This window comes from Polaribacter sp. M10 (assembly GCF_054968445.1).
Window position 1 is genome coordinate 110,816 of the sequence record NZ_JBSSBG010000005.1, and the last position, 23,438, is coordinate 134,253.

Sequence of the window (23,438 nt, forward strand, 5' to 3'; positions counted from 1 at the left end):
AATATACAATTCAGTTTACCAAGCACAAGTTTAATTCCAAGTTATAAGGCTACTTTAGCTTCTACAAAATCGAAACGTACCAAACCATCATCATCAATATTTGTTAAAGTAATGGTGTGCAAAGTGTTTATTAATTCAGGATTCCAAGGAGTTTTAACTTTTACGTAATTTTCTGTAAATCCGTTTATATAACCTTCTTTGTTTTCATTTTCGAATAAAACAGTTAACGTATTTCCTAATTGCGATTCATAAAAAGCACGTCTTTTTTTAGCAGACAAACCACGTAACATTTTACTACGTTTTGCTCTTGTTTTTTTAGGTACAACACCATCAAAATCTACTGCTTCTGTATTTGGTCTTTCAGAATAGGTAAAAACGTGTAAATAAGAAATATCTAACTCGTTTAAATAATTGTAGGTTTCTAAAAATAGTTCATCTGTTTCTCCAGGAAAACCAACAATTACATCAACCCCAATACAAGCATTTGGCATTACTTCTTTAATTTTATCAACTCTATCTGTGTAAGTTTTACGTAGATATCTACGTTTCATTTTCTTTAGCAAATCATCACTACCAGATTGTAAAGGAATATGAAAATGAGGTACAAAAGAATCTGAATTTGCAACAAATTCTATGGTTTCATCTTTTAATAAATTTGGTTCTATAGATGAAATTCGTAAACGATGAATGCCATCAACCTTATCCAATTCTTTTACCAATTCTAAAAAAGTATGTTCGTGTTTTTTGTTTCCAAATTCACCTTTTCCATAATCGCCAATATTAACACCTGTTAAAACAATTTCTTTAATGCCTTTTGATGATATTTCTTTGGCATTGTTTATTACATTCTGTAAAGTATCGCTTCTAGAAATTCCACGAGCTAAAGGAATTGTACAATACGTACATTTGTAATCGCAACCATCTTGTACTTTTAAAAAAGCACGAGTTCTATCGCCAATTGAATAAGAACCTACATAAAAATCGGCATCAACAATTTCGCAAGAATGCACTTCACCAACATCATTTTTAGTTAAATCGTTAATATAACTGGTAACATTAAACTTTTCTGTAGCACCTAAAACCAAATCTACGCCATCTACAGCAGCCAATTCTTCTGGTTTTAATTGAGCATAACAGCCCACAGCAATTAAAAAAGCCTCATCGTTTTTCTTTAATGCATTTTTTACAATCGATTTAAAACGTTTGTCTGCATTATCTGTTACTGAGCAAGTATTTATTACATAAATATCGGCTGTTTCTGTAAAATCTACGCGTTCAAAACCTTCATTTACAAAATTTCTTGCAATGGTTGAGGTTTCCGAAAAATTTAGTTTGCAACCTAAAGTATAAAAAGCTACTTTTTTATCTGCCATCATTCCTGTACATTTACTCGATAATCGAGGTTTTATATTTTTTTAATAACCCCTATTTTTTTATTAAAATAAAGCTTATTAAAATGATTTTTTAATTCTGCAAATTTACAACATTATTGATGATTTTTGAGACACAAAGGCTACTTATTAGAAAACTGAATTTAGAGGATTTAGAACCTTTTCATCAATTAGAAAGCAATCCTACAGTTTTAAAATATGCAACAGGAGAAGCGAAAACTCTTTCTGAAAATAAAAAGGAATTAAAAGATTTAATCTCTAGATACAATAAGCATTTAAACGATTTTTGGATTTATGCTATCGAAAGAAAATCAGACCAAAAATTTGTAGGTACTTTAGCTTTGGTAAAAGACAATATTGATGATGAAATAGGATATCGTTTTTTAGAGAAATATTGGAATAAAGGTTATGGTTTTGAGGTTTGCAAAGCAACAATAGCCTATTGTAAACAAATAGGAATTAAAAAGTTAGTGGCTTATTGTGTAGATGAGAATATCGCATCAGCAAAGATTTTAGAAAAGTTAAAGTTTAAGATTGTAAAGCATTTTATAAGTGATGATATTAAATTGCCAGAAACTAAATACGTTTTAGAATTATGATTGTTGATACTTTAAAACCTCCTTACTATGCTGTTATTTTTACCACAATTTTAAATGATAATTTAGAAGATTATCTAGAAACTGCTGAAAGAATAGAAGCTTTAGCAAAAGAACAAAAAGGCTTTCTAGGAATAGAATCTGCAAGAAATACAATAGGAATTACTGTTTCTTATTGGCAAACTTTGGCAGATATTACCCATTGGAAAAATAATATAGAACATACAGAAGCCAGAAATTTAGGCAGAGAAAAATGGTACAAACAATACCAGTTAAGAATCTGTAAAGTGGAACGTGAATATGGTTTTAAGCAATAATATATGTACGCACAAATTCAGAAAGTATTAGAAAAATTTATGAGTAAAAGCAGTATTTATAAATACGGTTTTAACTTATCGCCTATGTACAGAAGATCTACAGGAAGAATTATTAACGTTTCTGAAGATTTGTTAAATGTTCAGATTCAAATTAAACTGAGTTATAAAAACAGCAATTATGTAGGTTCTATTTTTGGCGGAAGTTTATTTTCTGCAACAGATCCAATTTTTATGATTCAATTATTAAACATTTTAGATAAAAATTATGTGGTTTGGGACAAAGCTGCAAGTATTAAATTTAAAAGACCAGCAAAAGAAACTTGTTATGTTGATTTTATTTTTACTTCGGATGAAATTGATCAAATAAAAAAAGATGTTTCTGAGAACAAAGAAATTGATTTAATTAAGAATATTCAACTAACAAATAAAGATAAAACTGTTGTTTTTGCTGAAGTTTCTAAAACAATTTATGTTGCTGATAAAAGGTATTATAAAGAGAAAATGAAGCGTAAAAAATTAAAAAGCACCTAATTTTTATTAGAACTTAAAAAGGTAAATATCAAAAATGATTTATCAATTTTAAAAAAATTTCTCCTTAATTTTATTTTTAAGTTTTTCTGAAACATTAGTAGGAAAAGGACGATCTCCATGTAAAATATCGACCATAATATTGTTAAAATATTGGCCATATTTATTCAGTAAATACTTTCTAACAGGATTATTGTGATAAAAGAATTTAGATAAAAAAGCGCCCGATTTTAATTCAGGCAACAATTTAATATTTAGTTTTTCTAGGTAAATTTTTTCAGCAAGATTTAGATCTAAATTGCTTTCAATAATCGCTTCAGCAACATATTTTCCGCTTAAAATAGCGTTAGAAATTCCTTCTGCAGTAATGGGTTCTGCAAAACCGGCAGCATCTCCAATTAAAAAGACATTGTTCTTTACAAAACCATCTGTTCTTGGTGCTAAAGGAATCTGAAAACCATGAGCATCTTCTTTTACAATTTCTTTAATTCCTAAAGTTTCTAAATACTTTTTGTAATACTCTTTTAAGTTGATTTTTCCTTTTTTAGTAGTTAAAACTCCTAATGACAAATGATTTTTTTTAGGAAAACACCAAGCATAACCATAAGGCACTGCATCAATATCAAAACGTGCAGTTTTAGAAAGACGATCAAAATCTTCTTTAGAAACTTCAACTTCATATTCTAAAGCAGGTATTAAATTTCTGGTATCATTTTTATAACCCGCCATTTTTGCAGTCGGACTTAAAACACCATCAGCAGCAATAATAAAATTGGCAGAAATATCTCCTTGCGAAGTTTTTAAAATGGATTTATCATTAGTAAAATCAATACTTAACAATTTGTGATCTTCTAATAAAGTAACTCCAAATTCTTTTGCTTTATTCACAATTAAATTGTCGAAAGCATCACGCATAATCATTGTAATTATGGGTTCTTTTTTATTAGAATAATAACATTTTTCGTGATTGTTAAAATACGTATCAACTTGGCAAAATTCGCGTTCTACAACTTCAGAAATATCAAAAGGCATGTTTTTTTTACCTCTATTTACAAAGCCACCACCACAAGTTTTATACCTTGGCAAGGTTTCTTTTTCTATTATAACTGTGTTAATTCCTTGTTTGCCTAGGTAAAATGCGGTTGATGCTCCAGAAGGACCACTACCAATAATTGCAACTGTAAAATGTTTCATAGCACTAAAAGCTTTATGCGAATATAAAGATTCCTACCAATTTATTTTAGCTTGAATAGGGAAGTGGTCTGAATTTTTTTCTGTAAAACATGTAAATTGATTAATTTCTGCATTTTCATCGGTTAAAATAAAATCGATTCGCATAGGAAACCAATAATTAAAAGATTTTCCAAACCCTTTGCCAGCCTCAATAAATGCATCTTTTTTATCTTCGGATATTTGATTATACACCCAAGAATAGGAAGTGTTGTTAAAATCGCCAGCAACAATTACTTTTCCATTCCATTTTTTTTCGTGTTCTAAAAATAAAGAAGTTTGATCAGCTTGTTCTTTAAACCCTTCTTGCAATCTTGCTACTAATTTTTCTGAATTTTCTTGACCAAAATTTTCTTTATCTGTGTTTAATCCTAAAGATTGTAAATGAATGTTGTACACTCTAATTGTGTCTTTCTTTTTTAAAATATCAGCAAAAATGATATTGTTAGATGTGTTTTTTAAATCAAAAGAACCTTTATTGATTATTGGAAATTTAGAGTAAATGGCCAATCCGAAATTAGAATTTAATTTGCTAGGTTTTAAATATTTGTATTTATAATTAAAATTTATTCCTTTTTGATTGAAAAATTCTTGAAAAAGCAGAATGTCTGGCGATTCTTTTTTGACAAAATTATTGATGTTTGCTAGTACATTTTTATCATCAATCCAGTTCCAATAATTAAACATTCTAACATTATAACTCATCACTTTTAACTCTTCTTTGTTAGAAATCTCTTTATCAGAAAATTTATAAATAGAAGGTATGCTAAACCAACCTATAACTAAAACTAAAGTTGATAGTAGAAATTGTTTCTTTAAGTTGATGATCCAATACACCACAAAAATCATATTAATTACAATTAAAATGGGTACTAATAAGCTTAAAATTGCAAAAGCAGGAAATGATTTTGGAGATACAAAAGGCAGCAAATAAGAGAATAACAAACAAGCAGCCATCAAAGAATTGATGATATAAATAAGCTTATTTATAAAGGATAACTTTTTCACGCTGGGTAAATATATTTAGCTATTTTTTGCCTTGTCTAAACAAAAAATCTTTTTCTGCTTTGGTTAAAGTATCGTAACCAGATTTACTAATTTTATCTAAAATGGCATCTATTTGCTGCTGATTTAAATTGTTAGTAGTACTCTTTTTTACTTTGGATTTATGTACCGTTTTTAATGGCGATTTCTTTTTCTTTTTAAAAAGATTTGCAAGTTTATCAAAAATTTTAATTTCTGTATTACTTGCTTTTGTAACGTATAAAAAGCCAAATAAAGAACCTCCTAAATGTGCAAAATTACCTCCAGCATTATTGCCAATTAAACCAATAACATCTAAAGCAATCCAAATACCTGCCAAATACCAAAGTTTTACAAAACCTATAAAACGTAATTTTAATTGATAATTTGGTATATAAGTAGCAATACCAATAAAAATGGCAGAAATGCCTGCAGAAGCACCAATTAATATCGAGGATTCACCATCAAATAAAGGAAAATAACTCTGACTAAATATGTAAAAAATACCTCCAAAAAAAGTGCCTAAAAGATAAAAACTAAGCAATTGTTTTTGAGTAAAATATTCAAGAAATAAATTACCTATAAAATACAAAACCATTAAATTCATAAGTATATGAATAAAATCGGCGTGTAAAAATCCGTAAGAAATTATGCTCCAAGGTTTTTTTAATAAAGCATTTACATTATTGTCTAAAGAAAACCAATCTATAAGCCAATTGATTTGTCCTTCATATAAACCTTGAACAACACTTACCAAAATAGTAATAACAAATGCAGTAATATTTATAAAAATTAATTTTTCTACAATATTACCTTTTGTATATCTTTTTTTTATGTCGTTTATAATACTCATTAATTTACTTTAAATTGATTTTTTTTCCAGAACCAAGCGATTAAAAAACCTATTAAAGCACCACCAACGTGTGCAAAATGGGCAACATTTCCAATAGAATATTTTGTCATTCCAAAGAATAAATCACCTAAAATCATTACAGGAATAAAGTATTTAGCAGCAATAGGAACAGGAAAAAATATCAATGCTAATTTGGCATCTTTAAAATACAAGCCAAAAGCTACTAAAATTCCGTAAACAGCACCAGAAGCACCAACTGCAGGTGTATTATACAATGACCAAATTTTATTAAACTGATCTTGATTAATTACTTCTGCTAATCTAGGATCATTTGTGCTACCAATTTCTAAGATAGAGATTACTTCTGAATCAGATAAACCAGCATTTATAAAAATTTCATAAATACCATTAAACTGATAATAATTAACCAATGTGTAAATTAAACCAGCTCCAATTCCTGCAGAAAAATAGAAAAAGAAAAACTTTTTCTTTCCCCACATTTGTTCTAAAGGTGTTCCAAAAGCCCATAAACCATACATATTAAATAGTATATGAGAAAAGCTTCCGTGCATAAAAATGTGCGTAACATATTGCCAAAATCCAAAATGTTCATTTCTTGGAAAATGCAATGCCAAAACATTAGTAAAATCTAATTGCAAAATTTGTGGTGCAATAAAAAGAATTGCATTTATAATAATTAGATGTTTTATGGCGTCTGTAATTCTATTCATTTTTAGCTGTTAAATAGATTATCTATTTCGTTTAATGTAAGCGTTTTAAAAGTTGCTTTTCCAGAAGGAGAAACTGTTGGCTCTTTGCAAGAAAATAAATTGTTTACTAAACTTTCTTGTTCTTGTTCAGAGAGTTGTGTTCCTGTTTTAATCGATAATGTTTTGGCAAATGATTTGGCCATAACATCAAAATGACTAAAACTTGTATCTGGCACTTCTAAATTAATATCATTTAAAAGTTCTTCTAAGATAATGGTAATTTTACTTTCGGTAACAGAAACTGGAATTCCTTTTATGGTAACACTGTCTTTGGTAAATTCATCAAAAGAAAAACCTGCATTTTCTAATTCGGTTTTTATGGTGTAAATCATTTCTATTTCTTGTGATGAAAAAGAAATTTTTACAGGAAATAATAGTTGCTGACTGTTGGCTTCTTTTACAGTGATACTTTCTAAAAACTCTTCGTACAAAATACGTTGATGAGCCAATGATTGGTGAATTAAAACCACTCCAGATTTTATTAAACTCATTACATATTTACGCTGAATTTGGAATGTTTTTTGTGTCTTAGTCTCTGGTTGATGTTCAAATAATTCCTCTTGCTTTTCTGTCTGATGATTTGAAACAGAAGTATATAAACTTTCCCAGCTTTGTGTATTTTGCTCTCTTTTGTAAGGAAAACTAATTTCTTTCTGTTTTATTTCTTCTTTAAAAGGATTAAAATCTGGATCTACCGTAATTTTTGGTGTAGCTGTTTTTGTGTTATTTTTATTTAAATGATAAGGTGTGTCTAAATTTGCATCTCTATTAAAATCTAAAACAGGAGCTACATTATATTGCCCTAAACTATGTTTAACAGTGGCTCTTAGCATAGAATATAAAGCCTTTTCATTATCGAACTTTATTTCTGTTTTTGTAGGATGAATGTTAATATCAATAGTGTTTGCTGGTACTGTTAAATATAAAAAATAGGAGGGATGTGAACCTTGTTCTAGCAAACCATCAAAAGCATTTACAACTGCATGATTTAAATATGAACTTTTTATAAATCTGTCATTTACAAAAAAGAATTGTTCGCCTCTTTTTCTTTTAGAAAACTCTGGTTTTGCTACAAATCCGTTAATATTTAAAATATCTGTTTGCTCGTTTATGGGTACTAATTTTTCATTCATTTTTGTACCAAAAACAGCTACAATTCGTTGTCTTAAATTGCTGCTTTTTAAATGATAAACCTCATTGTTATTATGATGCAATAAAAATGCAATATCTGGATGTGCCAACACAACTCTTTGAAATTCATCAATAATATGTCTGGTTTCAACAGTATCAGATTTTAAAAAATTTCTACGCGCAGGAATATTGTAAAATAAATTTTTTACAGCCAAACTAGTACCTTTAGAAGTAGAAATAAAATCTTGAGAAATTACTTTGCTGCCTTCTATTTTTAAGCAAGAACCTAATTCCTCATTTTCTTGTTTTGTTTTTAACTCTACGTGTGCAATTGCTGCAATAGATGCTAAAGCTTCACCTCTAAAACCTTTTGTGCACAAATTAAATAAATCTTCTGCTTTCTGAATTTTAGAAGTTGCATGCCTTTCAAAACACATTCTGGCATCTGTGGCGCTCATCCCTTTACCATCATCAATAACCTGAATTAAAGTTTTACCAGCATCTTTTAGTAATAATTTTATACTAGTTGCACCTGCATCAATAGCATTTTCTAACAGTTCTTTTACCACAGAAGCGGGTCTTTGCACTACTTCTCCTGCAGCAATTTGGTTGGCTACATGATCTGGTAAAAGTTGAATAATGTCTGACATTAATTATTAATGAATATGGATAAATCGAAATCGATAATGTACAAGAAAATTAAAACTAAAATTAAAACAATGTAAACAATGGTTTTGTTAAACTTGTTTTCTGAATCTTTAAAATCGTTAATTGCTGTTGTAAATTTAGATTTTAAACCTTTGTTTTTTCCTGTTGTTGTTCTGTATTTATCTAGTTTATGTTCTATTTTAAAAGGACTTCCTTCTCCTTTATAATAGCGAGGTTGGTAATCAAATTTTTTATTTGTTCTTTTTAAAAATCCCATAATTTTAGATAATAATTGGTGAATAATGGTTTAGAAAACTCAAATATTGTACCAATTTTAAGGATATCAAAATTAAAGAATTAAAAGGAATACATCAAGAAATGATGTTAAAAGTATTCTTAAAAATCCTGCAAGGTTTTTAAAACCTTGTAGGTTTGTGTATTGGATTAAATTTATGGAAGATTCTAATAGGCTTAAGAAATCTTATAGCGTAAATTTTTTATGAATATTGCTGAATACTTTTTAATGCTACTTTATTAAAAACCAATACTATCAGAAGTTCTGTCTATGTTTTTTAAAGCTGCCATTTTTACAGCTGCAACAGCACATTCAATTCCTTTATTACCTAATTTACCTCCAGATCTGTCTAAAGATTGTTGTTTGGTATTGTCTGTTAATACACAAAAAATTACAGGCACATCATATTTAATATTTAAATCTACAATACCTTGTGTAACACCTTCGCAAACAAAATCGAAATGTTTTGTTTCTCCCTGTATTACGTTACCAATGGCAACAATAGCATCAACTCGTTGAGATTGAATCATTTTTTTGCATCCGTAAACCAATTCAAAACTACCAGGAACATCCCAAGAAATAATGTTTTCTTCAGTTGCACCACAGTCTAAAAAAGCTTCTATAGCTCCTTTTTTTAGGTTTTGTGTAATTTCAGGATTCCATTCAGAAACCACAATCCCAAATCGAAAAGGTTTCGCATTTGGGATTGTAGCTTTATCGTAATAAGATAAATTGGTTGTAGCCATATTATAAAGTTAAAAGTTTTGAGTTCTGAGTTTAGAGTTAAGAGTATTCCTCTTAATTCATCACTTTTAACTCATAACTAATTTTTAGCATATTTTGCTGCATTGATAAACTTTTCTATATCTCTACCTTGATCAGATTTCGAATAGTTTTCTTTAATTTTAGTAAATAAATCTTCTGCTTTGCTGTACTCTTTTAAACTCATTGCAGTTTGTCCTGCTTTGTATAAAAACAAAGGAGTTGTAAAATCGTTAGTTTTTTTGCTAGCTGCTTTTTCGTAGTATTCTAAAGCATCTTCTTCTTGATTTATGTCAGAAAAAGCATCGCCAATTGCACCTAAAGCAACAGGACCTAACATTTCATCATCAGAATCAAATTTACTTAAAAATTCAATAGCTTTATCATACTCACCCATTTGTAAGTAAGAAACACCCGCATAATAATTTGCCATGTTTCCAGCATCAGTTCCAGAATAAGCATCAGCAATATCTATAAATCCATATCTACCATCTGCACCTTCTAAACCTAAAGTTAAAAGAGAATCTATACCAGAACCAGCAGTTGCTGCTTCATCAAAATATTTTCTAGGAAAAGCCAATTCGTTAGAAGCTTCTAATTCATTTGGTTCTACTATGTATTTATTGTATCCTAAAAATGCTAAGAAAACCACAACAATTGCTACTAGAGCACCAAATAAAACTTTGCTGTTTTTCTCAATCCATTGTTCAGATTTAGAAGCAGTTTCATCTAAAGTATTAAATACTTCAGCAGTTGTGCTTTCCATATTTTCTACTTGTTGTTCTTCTTGTTTATTCTTAGGTTTGTATCCTCTCTTCTTGTATGTTGCCATATTTCCTTAAAAATTAGTGGCGCAAAAATAGTTTTTTTAATTGGATTTTAAAAGGGGTTATTTCGCAAAATTTTCAATAATTTGCAATCCGTTTTTAATCTAGTTTTTTATACATGTATTTACAGAAAATTTCTATTGTAAATTTTAAAAATATCGAATCGCAAACCTTTGATTTTCAAGAGAAAATTAATTGCTTTGTGGGTAATAATGGTGTGGGTAAAACCAATGTTTTAGACGCAATTTATTACCTTTCTTTTACAAAAAGCTATTTTAATTCTGTGGCAGTGCAGAATATTAAACACGGTGAAGGATTTTTTATGATAGAAGGGAATTACCTTTTAAACGATAGAAATGAAAAAATTGTCTGCAGTTTAAAAAAAGGACAGAAAAAGGTTTTAAAGAGAAATGAAAAAGCTTACGGAAAATTTTCTGAACATATAGGTCAGTTTCCTTTGGTAATTATTTCGCCTGCAGATAGAGATTTGGTAACAGAAGGTAGTGATACTCGTAGAAAATTTATAGATGGTGTAATTTCTCAGCAAAACAAAACCTATTTGCAAGATTTAATTGCTTATAATAAAGTATTAAGTCAGAGAAATGCATTGTTAAAATATTTTGCGGCAAACCGAACTTTTGATGCTCTAAATTTAAGTGTTTACGATGAACAATTGGCAGATTATGCAGCAAAAATATATGAAGTTAGAAAAAACTTTTTAGAAGAATTTATCCCGATCTTTAACGATAAATATCAAATAATTTCTGGGGATAAAGAGCAAGTTAACTTAAATTATAAAAGTCAGTTGCATGATTTTAATATGGAGACTTTATTAAAAAAATCCTTAGAAAAAGACAGAGTAATTCAATATACTACATCTGGGATTCATAAAGACGATTTAAATTTTGAGATTGGCGATTATCCTATTAAAAAATTTGGTTCTCAAGGTCAGCAAAAATCATATTTAATCGCTTTAAAATTGGCGCAATTTCAATTTATTAAGCAGCAATCTAAAGTTACGCCTATATTATTGTTAGACGATATTTTTGATAAATTGGATGAAAATAGAGTAGCACAAATTATAGATTTGGTAAATAATGATGAGTTTGGACAGATTTTTATTACAGATACACATTCTGATAGAACTGAGAATATTTTAAAACAAGGTGATAAAGCCTATCAAATTTTTAAGTTGTAGGTTATTAAATTTCAAAGTTGCAGAGCTGTAAATTATCAATTTTTTAAAATATCCAACAATCCAACAATCCAACAATCCAACAATCCAACAATCCAACAATCCAACAATCTAATAATCTAAAACAATCTAACAGTCTAAAAACCCCAAAAAATGGCAAAGAGAGAAAACGATTCTTTTTCGATAGAAGATTTAATGAAAACCTTTATCAAAGAAAATAATTTGAGCAAAGGAATGCAGAAAATTAAAGTTGAAGAAACTTGGCACAAAATGATGGGACCAGGAGTTGCAACGCATACTACTTCTGTGCGTTTGCAAAATAAAACGTTAATTATTCAATTAAAATCTTCTGTTTTACGTGAAGAATTAAGTTACGGAAAAGATAAAATTATAAAAATGATGAATGAAGAGTTAGGTGAACAAGTAATTACAAAATTAATGTTGGTGTAAATGAAAAAAATATTCCCTAAAGTTGTTGGAATACTAATCATTTTATTGAGTCTATTTTGGTTGTATCAGAATATGAATCTTTATTACCTTTATCATTATACAGAAGTTCTTTTTGCTTTTAGATATCCTAATTGGGTTTTGTTTTTTCAAGTTTTTTTAGGTGTCTTCAATATATTTATCGGATTTAAAATTTTTCTTAAAACAATTTCATTTAAAAAAGAGCTACAATATTTTATTGCAACCCTTTTTTTAGGCATTTTAGTAGAACAATTTTATTACTTATTTTAATGGCTCAATACTAAAACTATAAGTATATTCTTTTGGCGTAACTCTATATTCTTTGTGTGGTTCAGCTCTTTTAGACCAAGTATTATCACCACCAACTCCCATTTGAATTAAATCGATATTAACCGTTAATTCTTTTCTTTCTGTAAGTTCGTTAGTGTGTTTCGCTTGTTCTAAATCGTTTGTGCTGTAACGTAAAACACTAAAATTTAAAGGTTGTTCTCCTTTTATAATCAATCCTTTTTTCTGATTATTGGTCAATTGAAACCATTTTGTACCCATATGATTTCCATATTCTTGTGGCAAAACATACATGTAATTCATAGCAAAAACATCCTCTTGAAACAACCCAAAATGAGAAGCTGTATTTCTATCAGAATAGTTTGCTTTTGGCCCTTTACCTAAATATGTGATGTTTTTATATTGCTGATCAATATCAAACTGCATTCCTATTTTTGGAATGTTAGGAGCATTTTTATCTACATTAGCCGTATAATTTGTCAATACTTTTCCATTACCATAAATAGTATAGATAAGTGTTACAGCCGTTTTTGGTTGAGCTATTGTACCAGTAATAGTAACCACAATTTCCCCTTTTTTATTTTGGTTGATGTTTGTGTTGCTTACCTTAAAAAGATCTCCAGCTTTCATCCAATCTCTCTCTGATGTTTGTTTTTTTGCTCTTCTATAAGCGGCATCATTTTCTGTTTCTGGTCTCCAGAAATTCAATTTTAAAGGAGCTTTAAAATAGCTTGTGTTTTTATAAGTATATTGCTGTATAGTTCCTTTTTTCTTATCAATCTTAATGTTTAAATTTTTATTGTTGATGGTGATAAGCGCATCATTTTCAGAAACATTTAAACTAGGATAATTTTTAGATTTAACTTCTTTAGATATTTTTACATTTGGTATTAAAAATTGCTCTTCAAAAACAGTGTAATTTACATCTGCCCATAAAGTTTTCTCTTTTAAATTTCCTTTAAAATTGATGTAATAATCGCTACCGGCTTTTAGTTTTAGCTTTTTTAAATCGATTTTAAATTCTTTAGTTTCGTAAGGTGCTAAATCTAAATCATTTATGCTACCAGAAAGAATGATTATTCCGTCTTTTTCTACATTCCAGATAAAATTATAATGACTTAAATGTGTTACTTGATGTCTATTGGTAATTTTAAAAATCCCTTTTTCAACATCAACAGATGAAATAATTATAGGTTGATTTACCTTTTTACATTCATAAATTTCTGGTTTAGGTGTTCTGTCTGCAGCAATAATTCCGTTAATACAAAAACTACCAGAATTTGGTTTATCACCAAAATCGCCACCATACGCTAAAAATTCAGTTCCATTTTCGTCTTTTTTTACAATTCCTTGGTCAATCCAATCCCAAATATAGCCACCTAAAGCTCTGTCGTAATTGTAAATTAAATCCCAATATTCTTTCATGTTTCCAACAGAATTACCCATAGCATGTGCGTATTCGCACATTAACACAGGTCTTTTATCAAAACTCGTATTGTTAATTAAAGATTCTAATTCTGCAGGTTGTGGATACATTCTACTAATCATGTCTACATATACTGGATCTGTAGGATTTCCTTTACCATGATTGTAATAATTTTTCTTGTAATCTTTGTGTGTAGGATCACCTTGAGCACCTTCATAATGTATAAAACGAGTTGGGTCGTAACTTTTAATCCAACCAGCCATTGCTGCATGATTTGGCCCAGTACCAGATTCATTACCTAAAGACCAAAAAACAATACTTGGGTGATTTTTGTCTCTTTCTACCATTCTTACACCACGTTCTAAATATGCATTAGACCATTCTGTAACATTGCTCAATTTTCCTCTTAAACCATGAGTTTCTAAATTGGCTTCGTCCATCACATAAATTCCATATTTATCACATAAATCATAAAAATAAGGATCGTTAGGATAATGAGAAGTTCTAACCGCATTAAAATTAAATTGTTTCATTAATCGAACATCTTTTTCCATGTCTGCTCTGGTTAATGTTTTTCCGTTTTTCATATGATGATCGTGTCTGTTAACACCAATCATTTTTACCGGATTTCCGTTTACCAAAAAACGTCCTTTATCATCGAATTTTGTTTCTCTAAAACCAATTTTTGTGCTTACATATTCTATGGCTTTACCAGTAGTATTGCTAAGCGTAAAAATCGCAGTGTATAAATAAGGATGATCTGAAGACCATTTTTTAGGAGCTTTTATAGGTATTTCAATTAAACTACCAAAGTATACATTATCTCTCTGTGGATACGATTCTCCAAAATAATCTCCCAATTTCATTTGATGAGAAACACCAATATCATTTCCATTTTGGTCATAAAGTTTTGTAGTTAAGGTCCAATCATCAACTCTTGTTTTTAGAGGAGCATCTCCAAAATGACCAACTTTTTTTAAGTATTTGTTTTTAATGTTGGCAACAATTTTTGGTCTTATTTTTAGTGTTGCATTGGTATAAGTATCATCTAAATCGGTTTGTACAAAAAAGTCTTCTAACCGAACTTTTGGTACAGCTTTTATGTAAACTTCTCTTTCTATACCACTTAAACGCCAGTGATCTTGAGCTTCTAAATAACTACCATCAGACCATCTAAAAACTTTTACAGCAATTTTATTTTTACCTTTTTGGGTATATTTTGTAATATCGAATTCAGAAGATAGTCTTGTATCTTCACTATAACCTACAAAATTTCCATTAACCCAAACATAAAAAGCAGAAGATACACCTCCAAAATGAAGAATTAAATCTTTTTCAGACCAACTTTCATCAATTTCAATTTCTTTAATATAATGTCCAACAGGATTATCTGAGTGATTTATAAAAGGAAAATCACTAAAAAAAGGATAGGTAGAATTGGTGTAAATTGGTGTTCCATAACCTCTCATTTCCCAATTAGAAGGCACATCAATTGTGTTCCATTTAGAGGCATTGAAATCCGATTTGTAAAAATCGTGAATTGCTTCTGATGGTTTTTTTACCCAGAAAAAGTTCCAGTCTCCATTTAATGATAAAAAGTTTTCAGAATCTTTTCTAATATCATTTTTAGCTAATTTTTCGGTTTCGTAACTGTAAAATGTAGCCTTAGAGGGCAACCTGTTAATCTGGTTTACTTTTGGGTTTTCCCAATCGTTTTGTTGGGCTGTTAAATTGATAGAAATTAAAAATAGAAATAAAAGTTTCTTGATTTTCATAAATACGATAGTTTATAAATCAAAAGTAATTTTAATTAGAGAGAAAGTAGAAAACAAATGATTTATAGAGTATGTTATATGTTCTATTTTAATTTTGTTTACTTTCTATAAGTTTTGATTAATAGTGTTTTAGATGTTTTAGTGAGGGGGTGTTCATTTAATTTTTAAACAAAAAAACTCGCAACCAAAAGGTTACGAGTTTTATAAAATATGTTTAGAACTAAAATTCTAAATTAGAATTGCTCTCTACCAGAAAAGTGAAAGTTTCCTTCAATTTCAGCATTTTCATCAGAATCAGAACCGTGAACTGCATTTTCTCCCATAGAAGTTGCGTACATTTTTCTAATTGTACCTTCAGCTGCATCAGCAGGATTTGTAGCACCAATTAATGTTCTAAAATCTTCAACTGCGTTTTCTTTTTCTAAGATTGCAGCAATAATTGGTCCTCTTGTCATAAACTCAACTAATTCTCCAAAAAAAGGACGCTCATTATGCACAGCATAAAAAGTTTCTGCATCAGCTTTGGTCATTTGAGTTTTCTTTAACGCTACAATTCTAAATCCAGCAGCATTAATTTTTTCTAAAATCGCTCCAGTATGTCCGTTTTCTACAGCATCTGGTTTTAGCATTGTAAATGTTCTATTTGTTGCCATTTTTCTATAATTTTCGGCAAAAGTACATTTTTTAATGTTAATAACAAGTTAATCATAAGTTTGTATCTTAATTATAAAAATATATGGTTGTTTTATTCATCATAAAAAATTAACATCAATAAAAGTAAAACGAAATTTAACATTATAACTAAAATAAAATATATTTTAATCAATGTTATTAAATTGTATATTCGCAAATTATGATTTTAAAAGGATTTGAAGATTTAAAAGCATTTTTAGAAGAATCTAAAAAAATAGTAATTGTAGGGCATAGAAACCCAGATGGAGATGCTATGGGTTCTACTTTAGCTTTAAAACATTATTTAGATAAAAAAGGGCATTGTTGTACAGTTGTTATGCCAAACGCATATCCCGAGTTTTTAAATTGGTTGCCAGATGCAGACAAAACTTATTTGTTCGATTGGCAAAATAAACAAGCCAAAAGAGCCATACATAATTCTGAAATAATTTTTCTGTTAGATTTTAATGCGTTGCATAGAGTAGGTAATGATATGCAAAATACCTTAGAAGCTTACCAAAAAGATTTTGCAATGATAGATCATCATCAACAACCAGATGATGTAAAATACATGTATTCTGATACAGAAATCTGTTCTACCTGTCAAATGGTGTATCAATTTATTGAAATGAATAACGATTTAGATTTAATAGATGCCAACATTGCTACTTGTTTATATACAGGTATTATGACAGATACTGGTTCTTTCAGATTTAGATCTACAACCAGTACAACTCACAGAATTATTGCAGATTTAATAGACAAAGGAGCAGAAAACGATAGAATACATAATAACGTTTACGATGCTAATTCTTACAACAGGTTGCTTTTATTAGGGCAAGCTTTAAGTAATTTACAAATTTTACCAAACTATAAAACGGCTTATATTACTTTAACTGATGCAGAAAAAAAACGTTTCGATTTTCAAAAAGGAGATTCTGAAGGCGTTGTAAATTATGCTTTATCGCTAAAAGGAATTATTTTTGCAGCCATTTTTATTGAAGATAAAGAACAAGGAATTATAAAAATTTCGTTTAGATCTAAAGGTAAATTCTCTGTAAATCAATTTGCTAGAAATCATTTTGATGGTGGAGGTCATGACAATGCAGCAGGAGGTAGATCTGAATTAGATATGGCAAAAACAATCACAAAATTCACAACATTAATACCTGAATATCAACAAGAATTAGAAAGCTCTTATGAAGAATAGTTTTTTATTTTTATTGATGGTCTTCTGTTTTTCGTGTACTAAATTAAAACCTCGAAGACCAATTCATCCAAAGCCATCTACCACTGTTTATTTTGAAGCCATGCAACAGAATAAAATTTTAAATAACCTGGAAGATGAAAAGATTTTACAAATTATAAAAAATGATTCTACAAATACCTATTATCAATCTTCTAACGGGTTTTGGTACAAATACATTACTAAAGTAGAAGAAGATTTACCAACTCCTAGTAAAGGAAACGAGGTTACATTTACCTATAATATTACAGATTTAAAAGACTCTATAATATACAGCCAAGAAGAATTGGGTATAAAAAAGTATTCTGTAGATAAAGAAGACTTTATTTCTGGTTTGCAAAAAGGAATAAAGTTGATGAAAATAGGAGAAACCATTACATTTGTAATTCCTTCTTACAGTGCCTATGGTATTACTGGTGATGGGAATAAAATAGGAATAAATAAATCTATAAAAAGTACAGTAACATTAACAAATATTAAATAAACAATTAAAATAAAATGAGAGTATTAAAAAGTTTAGTAGTTATTACAGTTTTAACAATGATGGTTTCTTGTGGTAATCAAGTAAAAAACGCAAGTTCTTTAGAAACTGAAATAGATTCAGCTAGTTACGCTTTAGGTTTGGATATGGCTTTTAAAGTAAAAGCAAATTTCGATAAAGCTAATACAGATTTATTTTTACAAGGATATAGAAACGGAATGGATTCTACCAACTTGTTAATAGAAGCAAAAGAATTAAATAAATTTTTAGGAGCTTTCTTTCAAAAACAACAAGTAGAAAAAATGAAAGAACAGCAAGCTAAAGCAGAAAAAGAAGCTTTAGTAAAATATGCTGATAACAAAAAAGCTGGTGAAGAGTTTTTAACTTTAAATAAAGTAAAAGACGGTGTAGAAACAACTGCAAGTGGTTTGCAATATGTGGTAATTAAAAAAGGAAAAGGAGAAAACGTAAAACCAACGGATAAAGTTAAAATTCATTATCATGGAACAACAATAGATGGTGAGGTTTTTGATAGTACTGTAGATAGAAAATCGCCTTATACATCTAACGCAAATATTTTTGTACCTGGTTTTAATGAAGCCTTAACTTTAATGAATGTTGGTTCTAAGTACAGATTTTTTATTCCTCAAGAATTGGCTTATGGAGCGCAACAAAGAGGGCAATTAATCAAACCTTTTTCTACTTTAATTTTCGAAGTAGAAGTGTTAGAAATTATCAAGTAATTCATGAGATCATCAATCTATATTTTAGTTAGTTTTCTTTTAATTGTTGGTTGTCAATCTCCAAAATATAAAGACTTACAAGAAGGTTTGTATGCAGAAATACAAACAAATAAAGGCGATATTTTATTAGAATTGTATCCAGAAGTAGCTCCAATGACAGTTGCAAATTTTGTATCCTTATCAGAAGGTACAAACAACAGAGTTGCAGATTCTTTAGCAGGTAAAAAATTCTACGATGGTATTCGTTTTCATAGAGTTGTAAATAATTTTGTAATTCAAGGAGGAGATCCAACAGAAACAGGAAGAGGAACTGCAGGTTATAGATTTGGTGATGAGTTTACCAAAGATGAAAATGGTGTTTTAATGTACAAACACGATGATGCAGGTGTGTTATCTATGGCAAATGGAGGTCCAGATTCTAATGGAAGTCAGTTTTTTATAACGCACAATCCAATTCCGCATTTAGATGGTAAACACACTGTATTTGGTAAAACAATTGTAAATTCATTACAATTAGAAGCTTTAAAAGCTAAAACAAAAGATTCTTTAAGTTTAGAAAAGGCTATTGATTCTTTAAGAATGGAAGTGGTTTATAATATTGAGCAATTCGATACTATTAATACCATAGAAATTATTAGAATTGGTAGCAAAGCAAAATCTTTTGATGCAGCTGAAGTTTTTGATGCTGAGTTGATGAAATTTGCAGCAGTTAAAAAAGATAGAGAAAAAGAAGAATTAGATGCAGAAACTGCAAGATATTCTAAATATTTAGAAGATAAGGTTGCTTTTTTAGCTAAAATGGACGAAGCAAAAGCGAAAAAAACAAGTTCGGGTTTACGAATTTTAATGCTTAAAAAGAATCCATCAGGAGAAAAAGTAGTTACCAATAAACCAATTAAAGCACATTTTACTTTATATACTGCAGATGGTGTTAAAATACAATCTACAGAAGAATCTGGTCAGCCTTTTGTTTTTCAGTTAGATGATGCAGAAAGACCAATGATTACTGGTTTTAAAGAAGGTGTTGCAGATATGAGAGTAGGAGAAAAAGTACGTCTTTTTATCCCTTATTATATTGGTTTTGGAGAAGCCAAATACGGACCTTTTCCTGCAAAATCTGATTTAGTTTTTGAAGTAGAAATCTTAGAAATAAGCAAGTAATTTGTTCGATGCTATCATACAAAAAGATCAAGAATTATTAATATTCTTAAATAATTTAGGAAGCGAACAATGGGATCCATTTTGGTTGGCAATCACCAAGCAATTCAATTGGGCTCCATTGTTCCTTTTTATAATTATCCTAATTTTTAAATCCTTTGGATGGAAACGTGGTGGTTTTGTACTACTATCTTTAATAATTTTAGTAACCTTTTCAGATCAATTTGTAAATCTTATTAAAAATTCAGTTGAAAGATTGCGCCCTAACAACAATCCAGAAATTAATCATTTAATCAGAACTTTTTCATATTCTCCAGGAGGTTTTAGTTTTGTTTCTGGGCACGCAACAACATCAACATTTTTCTCTGTATTTGTTATTCTTTTATTTAAAGAAAAATTCAAATACATTTACTTTATTTTAATTTTTCCAATACTATTTGCATATAGCAGAATGTATTTAGGCGTACATTTTCCTATTGATATTACAATGGGGGCAGCTATTGGTTTTACATTGGCAAATGTATATTTTTTGCTATTTACTAAGGTAGATCAGAAGTTGTTTTCTAAACCCATTTTACAAAAGTAGATTATTTAATTTCTACTAAATATCTAGTTTCTAAAGCGTTTTTTCTGGTGGCTTTGGTTAAGAATTTATTATTAATTCTACTTACAAAAAAGTTGTCTATTTCTTTAATAATTTTAAAATTAACGTTTTGTCTTTTAAATAGTTCAAGTTCGTTTTTATCAACATAAAATATGCGTCCAGTTTCTTGTTGCAATTTTAAAGTATCTACTCTTTTAAAGGTGTTATTTTGATAAAATTCAAAACCAAAATGATGATGCCTATTATCAATTAAACTTCCTTTACCAGAAAAATTTTTGTTTACAAATTTAGCGGCACTAACCCCTCCTTGATAAGGTAAAATTGTTGGGTAAAAATGAGTAAACAAATATCCATAAACATTGATAAAAATTACAGTTGACACCAAAAATACTTTAATAATGTTTTTTTGTGATGATATATATATAGCTCTTAAAACAACAATAGAAATAAGGATAAAACCAATAAATAGGTAGTTGATTTCGGGTTTCATTATGGCAAATAAATAAGAGATGAGTATTATAGCAACCACATTCTGAAACCAAAATATAATTTTGTAAGCTTTGTATTGGGTTTCTTTTATAGAATTACTGAGTTTGTAAATAAAATCTGCCACCATAATTGCCATAAATGGAAATACAATATTAGAATAATGTGCCAATTGAAATTTGCTTAAAGAAAAAATGAGTAAGGTAGTTAAACTTCCAAAAATGGTGTAAAATTCTTCTTTTTGAACAATTTTTTTTAGGTTTCTTTTTATTTTACAGAACGTAGCAATGTAAAATAGAATTCCCCAAGGTAAAAAAGCCCATAAAATTGTATGAAAAAAGAAAAACACATCTCCTGAACCTTTTATGGGAGCAGTATTGAAAAATCGACCAAATTGACTGTCCCAGAAGAAAAATTTAAGGCCAGAAACACCATTTTTATTAAAAATTAGTTTCTCTGGATGTAAATCAAACTGAAGGTATAAAGTATAAAGTTCTGGTAAAATAAATACAAATATCAATATAATTGCCAACAACCAAATAGGATGAAATACTTGTTTCCAGTTGCGTTTTACAAACAATTCTCCAGCCAAAGCAGCTATTATCGGAATCAATGCAAAAATTCCTTTTGTCATTATGGCAAAGGCCGCAAAAAGACAAGCTAAAACAAGTGTAGTTGTTTTTTTTGTTTTTAAATAACAATCAATGTAATAAATACTACTAATTATAAAAGCAGTCAAATAAGGTTCTGCTCTTACATCAAAATTAGAAATAATGCTATGAGTGGCAGTGGCTAAAATAAGGGCTGCAAAAATTCCTGTTTTGGTGTTGTAATTGTTTTTAGTAAACTTATAAGTAGTATAAACTCCGAAGAAAAAAATAAGTACTGCTGGTAGTTTGTAAGCAAAATTAGAAACTCCAAAAATTTTAAAAGAAATGGCAGTAATCCAAAAAGGAAAATGCGGTTTGTCTAACCAATCGTGCCCTAAAGAATAAAGGTTTACAAAATCGTTATTGTTGGCTATTGTTTTAGAAATTGTAGCGTATAAAGCTGCATCAGGATCAATTAAATCTAAAGGCAACCCAACAAGTGTAACTATAAAAATTAAAATAAAAATTAAAATAAATAGATTGTTTTCTTTTGATAAAATATTGATTATCATATAGTTGTTTGTTTTTTTTGAATCTATTTAGTTATGTTCACTTAAAAGTTCTTGAACAAATTCTTCAAAATCTCTTTTAAACGTTTCGTATTTTTCTCCTGTAGCTGGTCCATTAAAACCAGTATGAATTTTTCGTACTTTTCGGTTTTTATCCATAAAAATGGTGGTAGGATAAGAAATGATGTGGTTTAGCATTGGTAATTTTTTTTGCGCTAAAGTTTTATCAGCATCTTTACCAAATTGAGCCAACAAAACTGGGTATGCTACGCCAACTCTTTCTTTAAATCGCTTAATTCTTTTGTACGCAATTTCTCTGGTTTTTGCTACTTCAAAAGCCAAAGCAATTACTTGTAAATTTTCATTCGGATTTTCTTTTAAATAGTTCACCAAAAATTTACTTTCGTCCAAACAATTAGGGCACCAAGTTCCCATAATTTGAATGATAATAGTTTTGTCCTTAAATTCAGGATCGCTTAAGGCAACAACTCGTCCACGAGTATCAGGAAAAGAAAAATCGAAATACTCATACCCCTCTTTAATATAGGTTAAATCTTCTTCTTTTGGTAATTCATAATTGTTGTTTAGTTTAGCTGTAAAAGGTTCTTTCCAATGATTACCAGAATAAAAAAATCCGTTCATTGTAGAATCTGTTACTTTGGCTGTAAATAAAAATGCATGAGCACCATCAAACGTAGAAAGTTTTAAAGAATCTCCATCTACAATCCCTTCTAAATATCTGTAATCTCCTGTGGTTGTTCTAAAAGTTCCTTTTACTTTGTTTTTAGTCTGATTAAAAATTCCTTTTGCAATATACTTTTCATCAGGATTATTGGCACTAAATACAGTTTCCCAATTTCCTGAAATGTTAACATTAGCTTTTTGTTTTGATGAAAATCGGATGCTATCTTTTGTGGCTTTAAAAGGAACAATTCTGTCTAAACTAGGTTTTATAAAACTTCCTTTCAATTTATTTTCGTAAATTTTAGCCACAATATAACCTTCAAAAACAGGTGTTTGTATGGTTACAGAATCATTTTGATAAGTAATTTCATCAACCCTAATTTTTTCATCAGCATTTATAATTGTAATTAAAGAATCGTTTTCAACATGAAAAATAAAAGGAAGTTCTTGTTGGTCTTGTACCTTTAAAACAGCTCTATATGTTCCTTTTTTTAGTGATTTGTTTGTTTCTTTATCACATGAAATAAATAATAAAACACTGATTATCAATATAAAAAACCTCATTTCTATTTCTTTTTAATAAAAATCGAATTTACAATAATTTGTGAACATTATTGCTTATAAAATTCTATTGAATAAGTTTAGTATAATCTTAAAATTGGTTAAATTCGCAGATTAAATA

Annotated in this window: 24 protein-coding genes; 11 read left to right on the plus strand and 13 right to left on the minus strand. The window is 29.0% G+C overall.

Features of this window, described 5'->3' with window-relative positions; translation table 11 throughout:
* Nucleotides 1–41: 41 nt before the first annotated feature.
* Nucleotides 42–1,376, minus strand: a complete 1,335-nt coding sequence (mtaB, locus tag ACWYN7_RS07320; protein ID WP_462859237.1) for a tRNA (N(6)-L-threonylcarbamoyladenosine(37)-C(2))-methylthiotransferase MtaB — start codon at nt 1,374–1,376, stop codon at nt 42–44.
* Nucleotides 1,377–1,492: 116 nt separating this feature from the next.
* Between mtaB and ACWYN7_RS07325 the strand changes: the two genes are divergently transcribed.
* From ACWYN7_RS07325 to ACWYN7_RS07335, 3 genes are read left to right on the plus strand one after another with little or no spacing between them, the layout of a single operon-like run.
* Nucleotides 1,493–1,990 (plus strand): GNAT family N-acetyltransferase, encoded by a 498-nt coding sequence (locus ACWYN7_RS07325; RefSeq protein WP_462859238.1) that lies wholly within the window; start codon nt 1,493–1,495, stop codon nt 1,988–1,990.
* Nucleotides 1,987–2,304, plus strand: coding sequence for an antibiotic biosynthesis monooxygenase family protein (locus ACWYN7_RS07330; protein ID WP_462859239.1), 318 nt, complete (start codon nt 1,987–1,989; stop codon nt 2,302–2,304). The genes ACWYN7_RS07325 and ACWYN7_RS07330 overlap by 4 nt, the downstream gene beginning before the upstream one ends.
* Before the next feature lie 3 nt (nt 2,305–2,307).
* Nucleotides 2,308–2,835, plus strand: coding sequence for a DUF4442 domain-containing protein (locus ACWYN7_RS07335; protein ID WP_462859240.1), 528 nt, complete (start codon nt 2,308–2,310; stop codon nt 2,833–2,835).
* A 48-nt stretch (nt 2,836–2,883) separates the two neighbouring features.
* On the opposite strand, the gene ACWYN7_RS07340 is transcribed toward ACWYN7_RS07335, so the two are convergent.
* The 8 genes from ACWYN7_RS07340 to ACWYN7_RS07375 all read right to left on the minus strand — a co-directional run bounded on the left by ACWYN7_RS07340 (nt 2,884) and on the right by ACWYN7_RS07375 (nt 10,376).
* The gene (locus ACWYN7_RS07340; RefSeq protein ID WP_462859241.1) at nt 2,884–4,026 is read right to left on the minus strand and encodes a geranylgeranyl reductase family protein; all 1,143 of its coding nucleotides are present in this window, start codon (nt 4,024–4,026) and stop codon (nt 2,884–2,886) included.
* Between the two features lie 33 nt (nt 4,027–4,059).
* The gene (locus ACWYN7_RS07345; RefSeq protein ID WP_462859242.1) at nt 4,060–5,070 is read right to left on the minus strand and encodes an endonuclease/exonuclease/phosphatase family protein; all 1,011 of its coding nucleotides are present in this window, start codon (nt 5,068–5,070) and stop codon (nt 4,060–4,062) included.
* 19 nt (nt 5,071–5,089) lie between these two features.
* Nucleotides 5,090–5,938, minus strand: coding sequence for a rhomboid family intramembrane serine protease (locus ACWYN7_RS07350; RefSeq protein ID WP_462859243.1), 849 nt, complete (start codon nt 5,936–5,938; stop codon nt 5,090–5,092).
* Complete coding sequence (locus ACWYN7_RS07355; RefSeq protein WP_462859244.1) at nt 5,938–6,669, minus strand: rhomboid family intramembrane serine protease; 732 nt, start codon at nt 6,667–6,669, stop codon at nt 5,938–5,940. Before ACWYN7_RS07355 ends, ACWYN7_RS07350 begins: the two co-directional genes overlap by 1 nt.
* A gap of 2 nt (nt 6,670–6,671) precedes the next feature.
* A complete protein-coding gene (gene mutL / locus ACWYN7_RS07360) occupies nt 6,672–8,489 on the minus strand; it encodes a DNA mismatch repair endonuclease MutL (protein ID WP_462859245.1) in 1,818 nt (605 codons plus the stop codon).
* Nucleotides 8,489–8,764: a riboflavin synthase subunit beta gene (locus tag ACWYN7_RS07365; protein ID WP_462859246.1), complete on the minus strand. Its 276-nt coding sequence runs from the start codon at nt 8,762–8,764 to the stop codon at nt 8,489–8,491. Before ACWYN7_RS07365 ends, mutL begins: the two co-directional genes overlap by 1 nt.
* A 257-nt stretch (nt 8,765–9,021) precedes the next feature.
* On the minus strand, nt 9,022–9,528 hold the full coding sequence (ribH, locus tag ACWYN7_RS07370) for a 6,7-dimethyl-8-ribityllumazine synthase (RefSeq protein ID WP_462859247.1): 507 nt from the start codon (nt 9,526–9,528) through the stop codon (nt 9,022–9,024).
* 77 nt (nt 9,529–9,605) lie between these two features.
* Nucleotides 9,606–10,376 (minus strand): tetratricopeptide repeat protein, encoded by a 771-nt coding sequence (locus tag ACWYN7_RS07375; protein ID WP_462859248.1) that lies wholly within the window; start codon nt 10,374–10,376, stop codon nt 9,606–9,608.
* Between the two features lie 113 nt (nt 10,377–10,489).
* Here ACWYN7_RS07375 and recF point away from each other — a divergent pair, with 113 nt between their 5' ends.
* The 3 genes from recF to ACWYN7_RS07390 all read left to right on the plus strand — a co-directional run bounded on the left by recF (nt 10,490) and on the right by ACWYN7_RS07390 (nt 12,304).
* Nucleotides 10,490–11,569 (plus strand): DNA replication/repair protein RecF, encoded by a 1,080-nt coding sequence (gene recF / locus ACWYN7_RS07380; RefSeq protein ID WP_462859249.1) that lies wholly within the window; start codon nt 10,490–10,492, stop codon nt 11,567–11,569.
* Nucleotides 11,570–11,719: 150 nt separating this feature from the next.
* Entirely contained in the window at nt 11,720–12,016 is a 297-nt protein-coding gene (locus tag ACWYN7_RS07385; protein ID WP_462859251.1) for a DciA family protein, read from the plus strand.
* Nucleotides 12,017–12,304 (plus strand): hypothetical protein, encoded by a 288-nt coding sequence (locus tag ACWYN7_RS07390; RefSeq protein ID WP_462859253.1) that lies wholly within the window; start codon nt 12,017–12,019, stop codon nt 12,302–12,304.
* Here ACWYN7_RS07390 and lacZ read toward each other — a convergent pair.
* Complete coding sequence (gene lacZ / locus ACWYN7_RS07395) at nt 12,296–15,523, minus strand: beta-galactosidase, LacZ type (protein WP_462859255.1); 3,228 nt, start codon at nt 15,521–15,523, stop codon at nt 12,296–12,298. The two genes, ACWYN7_RS07390 and lacZ, sit on opposite strands and share 9 nt — an antisense overlap.
* A 233-nt stretch (nt 15,524–15,756) precedes the next feature.
* Nucleotides 15,757–16,176, minus strand: a complete 420-nt coding sequence (locus ACWYN7_RS07400; RefSeq protein ID WP_462859257.1) for a nucleoside-diphosphate kinase — start codon at nt 16,174–16,176, stop codon at nt 15,757–15,759.
* 200 nt (nt 16,177–16,376) lie between these two features.
* Between ACWYN7_RS07400 and ACWYN7_RS07405 the strand changes: the two genes are divergently transcribed.
* From ACWYN7_RS07405 to ACWYN7_RS07425, 5 genes are read left to right on the plus strand one after another with little or no spacing between them, the layout of a single operon-like run.
* Nucleotides 16,377–17,405, plus strand: coding sequence for a DHH family phosphoesterase (locus ACWYN7_RS07405; protein WP_462859259.1), 1,029 nt, complete (start codon nt 16,377–16,379; stop codon nt 17,403–17,405).
* Nucleotides 17,395–17,925: a gliding motility-associated peptidyl-prolyl isomerase GldI gene (gene gldI / locus ACWYN7_RS07410; protein ID WP_462859260.1), complete on the plus strand. Its 531-nt coding sequence runs from the start codon at nt 17,395–17,397 to the stop codon at nt 17,923–17,925. Before ACWYN7_RS07405 ends, gldI begins: the two co-directional genes overlap by 11 nt.
* 14 nt (nt 17,926–17,939) lie before the next feature.
* Nucleotides 17,940–18,665 (plus strand): FKBP-type peptidyl-prolyl cis-trans isomerase, encoded by a 726-nt coding sequence (locus tag ACWYN7_RS07415; protein WP_462859262.1) that lies wholly within the window; start codon nt 17,940–17,942, stop codon nt 18,663–18,665.
* Nucleotides 18,666–18,668: 3 nt separating this feature from the next.
* Nucleotides 18,669–19,826 (plus strand): peptidylprolyl isomerase, encoded by a 1,158-nt coding sequence (locus ACWYN7_RS07420; RefSeq protein ID WP_462859263.1) that lies wholly within the window; start codon nt 18,669–18,671, stop codon nt 19,824–19,826.
* A gap of 1 nt (nt 19,827) precedes the next feature.
* On the plus strand, nt 19,828–20,409 hold the full coding sequence (locus tag ACWYN7_RS07425) for a phosphatase PAP2 family protein (RefSeq protein WP_462859265.1): 582 nt from the start codon (nt 19,828–19,830) through the stop codon (nt 20,407–20,409).
* A gap of 1 nt (nt 20,410) precedes the next feature.
* Here ACWYN7_RS07425 and ACWYN7_RS07430 read toward each other — a convergent pair whose 3' ends face one another.
* Together ACWYN7_RS07430 and ACWYN7_RS07435 are read right to left on the minus strand one after the other, a co-directional pair.
* On the minus strand, nt 20,411–22,075 hold the full coding sequence (locus ACWYN7_RS07430) for an ArnT family glycosyltransferase (RefSeq protein WP_462859267.1): 1,665 nt from the start codon (nt 22,073–22,075) through the stop codon (nt 20,411–20,413).
* Nucleotides 22,076–22,102: 27 nt separating this feature from the next.
* Nucleotides 22,103–23,320: a peroxiredoxin family protein gene (locus ACWYN7_RS07435; RefSeq protein ID WP_462859268.1), complete on the minus strand. Its 1,218-nt coding sequence runs from the start codon at nt 23,318–23,320 to the stop codon at nt 22,103–22,105.
* Between the last annotated feature and the right edge of the window lie 118 nt (nt 23,321–23,438).

What these genes read in the sequence shown, in the direction of transcription:
- mtaB (WP_462859237.1), bottom strand. Translation starts at nt 1,376, where the DNA reads ATGATGGCAGATAAAAAAGTAGCTTTTTATACTTTAGGTTGCAAACTA.
- ACWYN7_RS07325 (WP_462859238.1), top strand. Translation starts at nt 1,493, where the DNA reads ATGATTTTTGAGACACAAAGGCTACTTATTAGAAAACTGAATTTAGAG.
- ACWYN7_RS07330 (WP_462859239.1), top strand. Translation starts at nt 1,987, where the DNA reads ATGATTGTTGATACTTTAAAACCTCCTTACTATGCTGTTATTTTTACC.
- ACWYN7_RS07335 (WP_462859240.1), top strand. Translation starts at nt 2,308, where the DNA reads ATGTACGCACAAATTCAGAAAGTATTAGAAAAATTTATGAGTAAAAGC.
- ACWYN7_RS07340 (WP_462859241.1), bottom strand. Translation starts at nt 4,026, where the DNA reads ATGAAACATTTTACAGTTGCAATTATTGGTAGTGGTCCTTCTGGAGCA.
- ACWYN7_RS07350 (WP_462859243.1), bottom strand. Translation starts at nt 5,938, where the DNA reads ATGAGTATTATAAACGACATAAAAAAAAGATATACAAAAGGTAATATT.
- ACWYN7_RS07355 (WP_462859244.1), bottom strand. Translation starts at nt 6,669, where the DNA reads ATGAATAGAATTACAGACGCCATAAAACATCTAATTATTATAAATGCA.
- mutL (WP_462859245.1), bottom strand. Translation starts at nt 8,489, where the DNA reads ATGTCAGACATTATTCAACTTTTACCAGATCATGTAGCCAACCAAATT.
- ACWYN7_RS07365 (WP_462859246.1), bottom strand. Translation starts at nt 8,764, where the DNA reads ATGGGATTTTTAAAAAGAACAAATAAAAAATTTGATTACCAACCTCGC.
- ribH (WP_462859247.1), bottom strand. Translation starts at nt 9,528, where the DNA reads ATGGCTACAACCAATTTATCTTATTACGATAAAGCTACAATCCCAAAT.
- ACWYN7_RS07375 (WP_462859248.1), bottom strand. Translation starts at nt 10,376, where the DNA reads ATGGCAACATACAAGAAGAGAGGATACAAACCTAAGAATAAACAAGAA.
- recF (WP_462859249.1), top strand. Translation starts at nt 10,490, where the DNA reads ATGTATTTACAGAAAATTTCTATTGTAAATTTTAAAAATATCGAATCG.
- ACWYN7_RS07385 (WP_462859251.1), top strand. Translation starts at nt 11,720, where the DNA reads ATGGCAAAGAGAGAAAACGATTCTTTTTCGATAGAAGATTTAATGAAA.
- ACWYN7_RS07390 (WP_462859253.1), top strand. Translation starts at nt 12,017, where the DNA reads ATGAAAAAAATATTCCCTAAAGTTGTTGGAATACTAATCATTTTATTG.
- lacZ (WP_462859255.1), bottom strand. Translation starts at nt 15,523, where the DNA reads ATGAAAATCAAGAAACTTTTATTTCTATTTTTAATTTCTATCAATTTA.
- ACWYN7_RS07400 (WP_462859257.1), bottom strand. Translation starts at nt 16,176, where the DNA reads ATGGCAACAAATAGAACATTTACAATGCTAAAACCAGATGCTGTAGAA.
- ACWYN7_RS07405 (WP_462859259.1), top strand. Translation starts at nt 16,377, where the DNA reads ATGATTTTAAAAGGATTTGAAGATTTAAAAGCATTTTTAGAAGAATCT.
- gldI (WP_462859260.1), top strand. Translation starts at nt 17,395, where the DNA reads ATGAAGAATAGTTTTTTATTTTTATTGATGGTCTTCTGTTTTTCGTGT.
- ACWYN7_RS07415 (WP_462859262.1), top strand. Translation starts at nt 17,940, where the DNA reads ATGAGAGTATTAAAAAGTTTAGTAGTTATTACAGTTTTAACAATGATG.
- ACWYN7_RS07420 (WP_462859263.1), top strand. Translation starts at nt 18,669, where the DNA reads ATGAGATCATCAATCTATATTTTAGTTAGTTTTCTTTTAATTGTTGGT.
- ACWYN7_RS07430 (WP_462859267.1), bottom strand. Translation starts at nt 22,075, where the DNA reads ATGATAATCAATATTTTATCAAAAGAAAACAATCTATTTATTTTAATT.
- ACWYN7_RS07435 (WP_462859268.1), bottom strand. Translation starts at nt 23,320, where the DNA reads ATGAGGTTTTTTATATTGATAATCAGTGTTTTATTATTTATTTCATGT.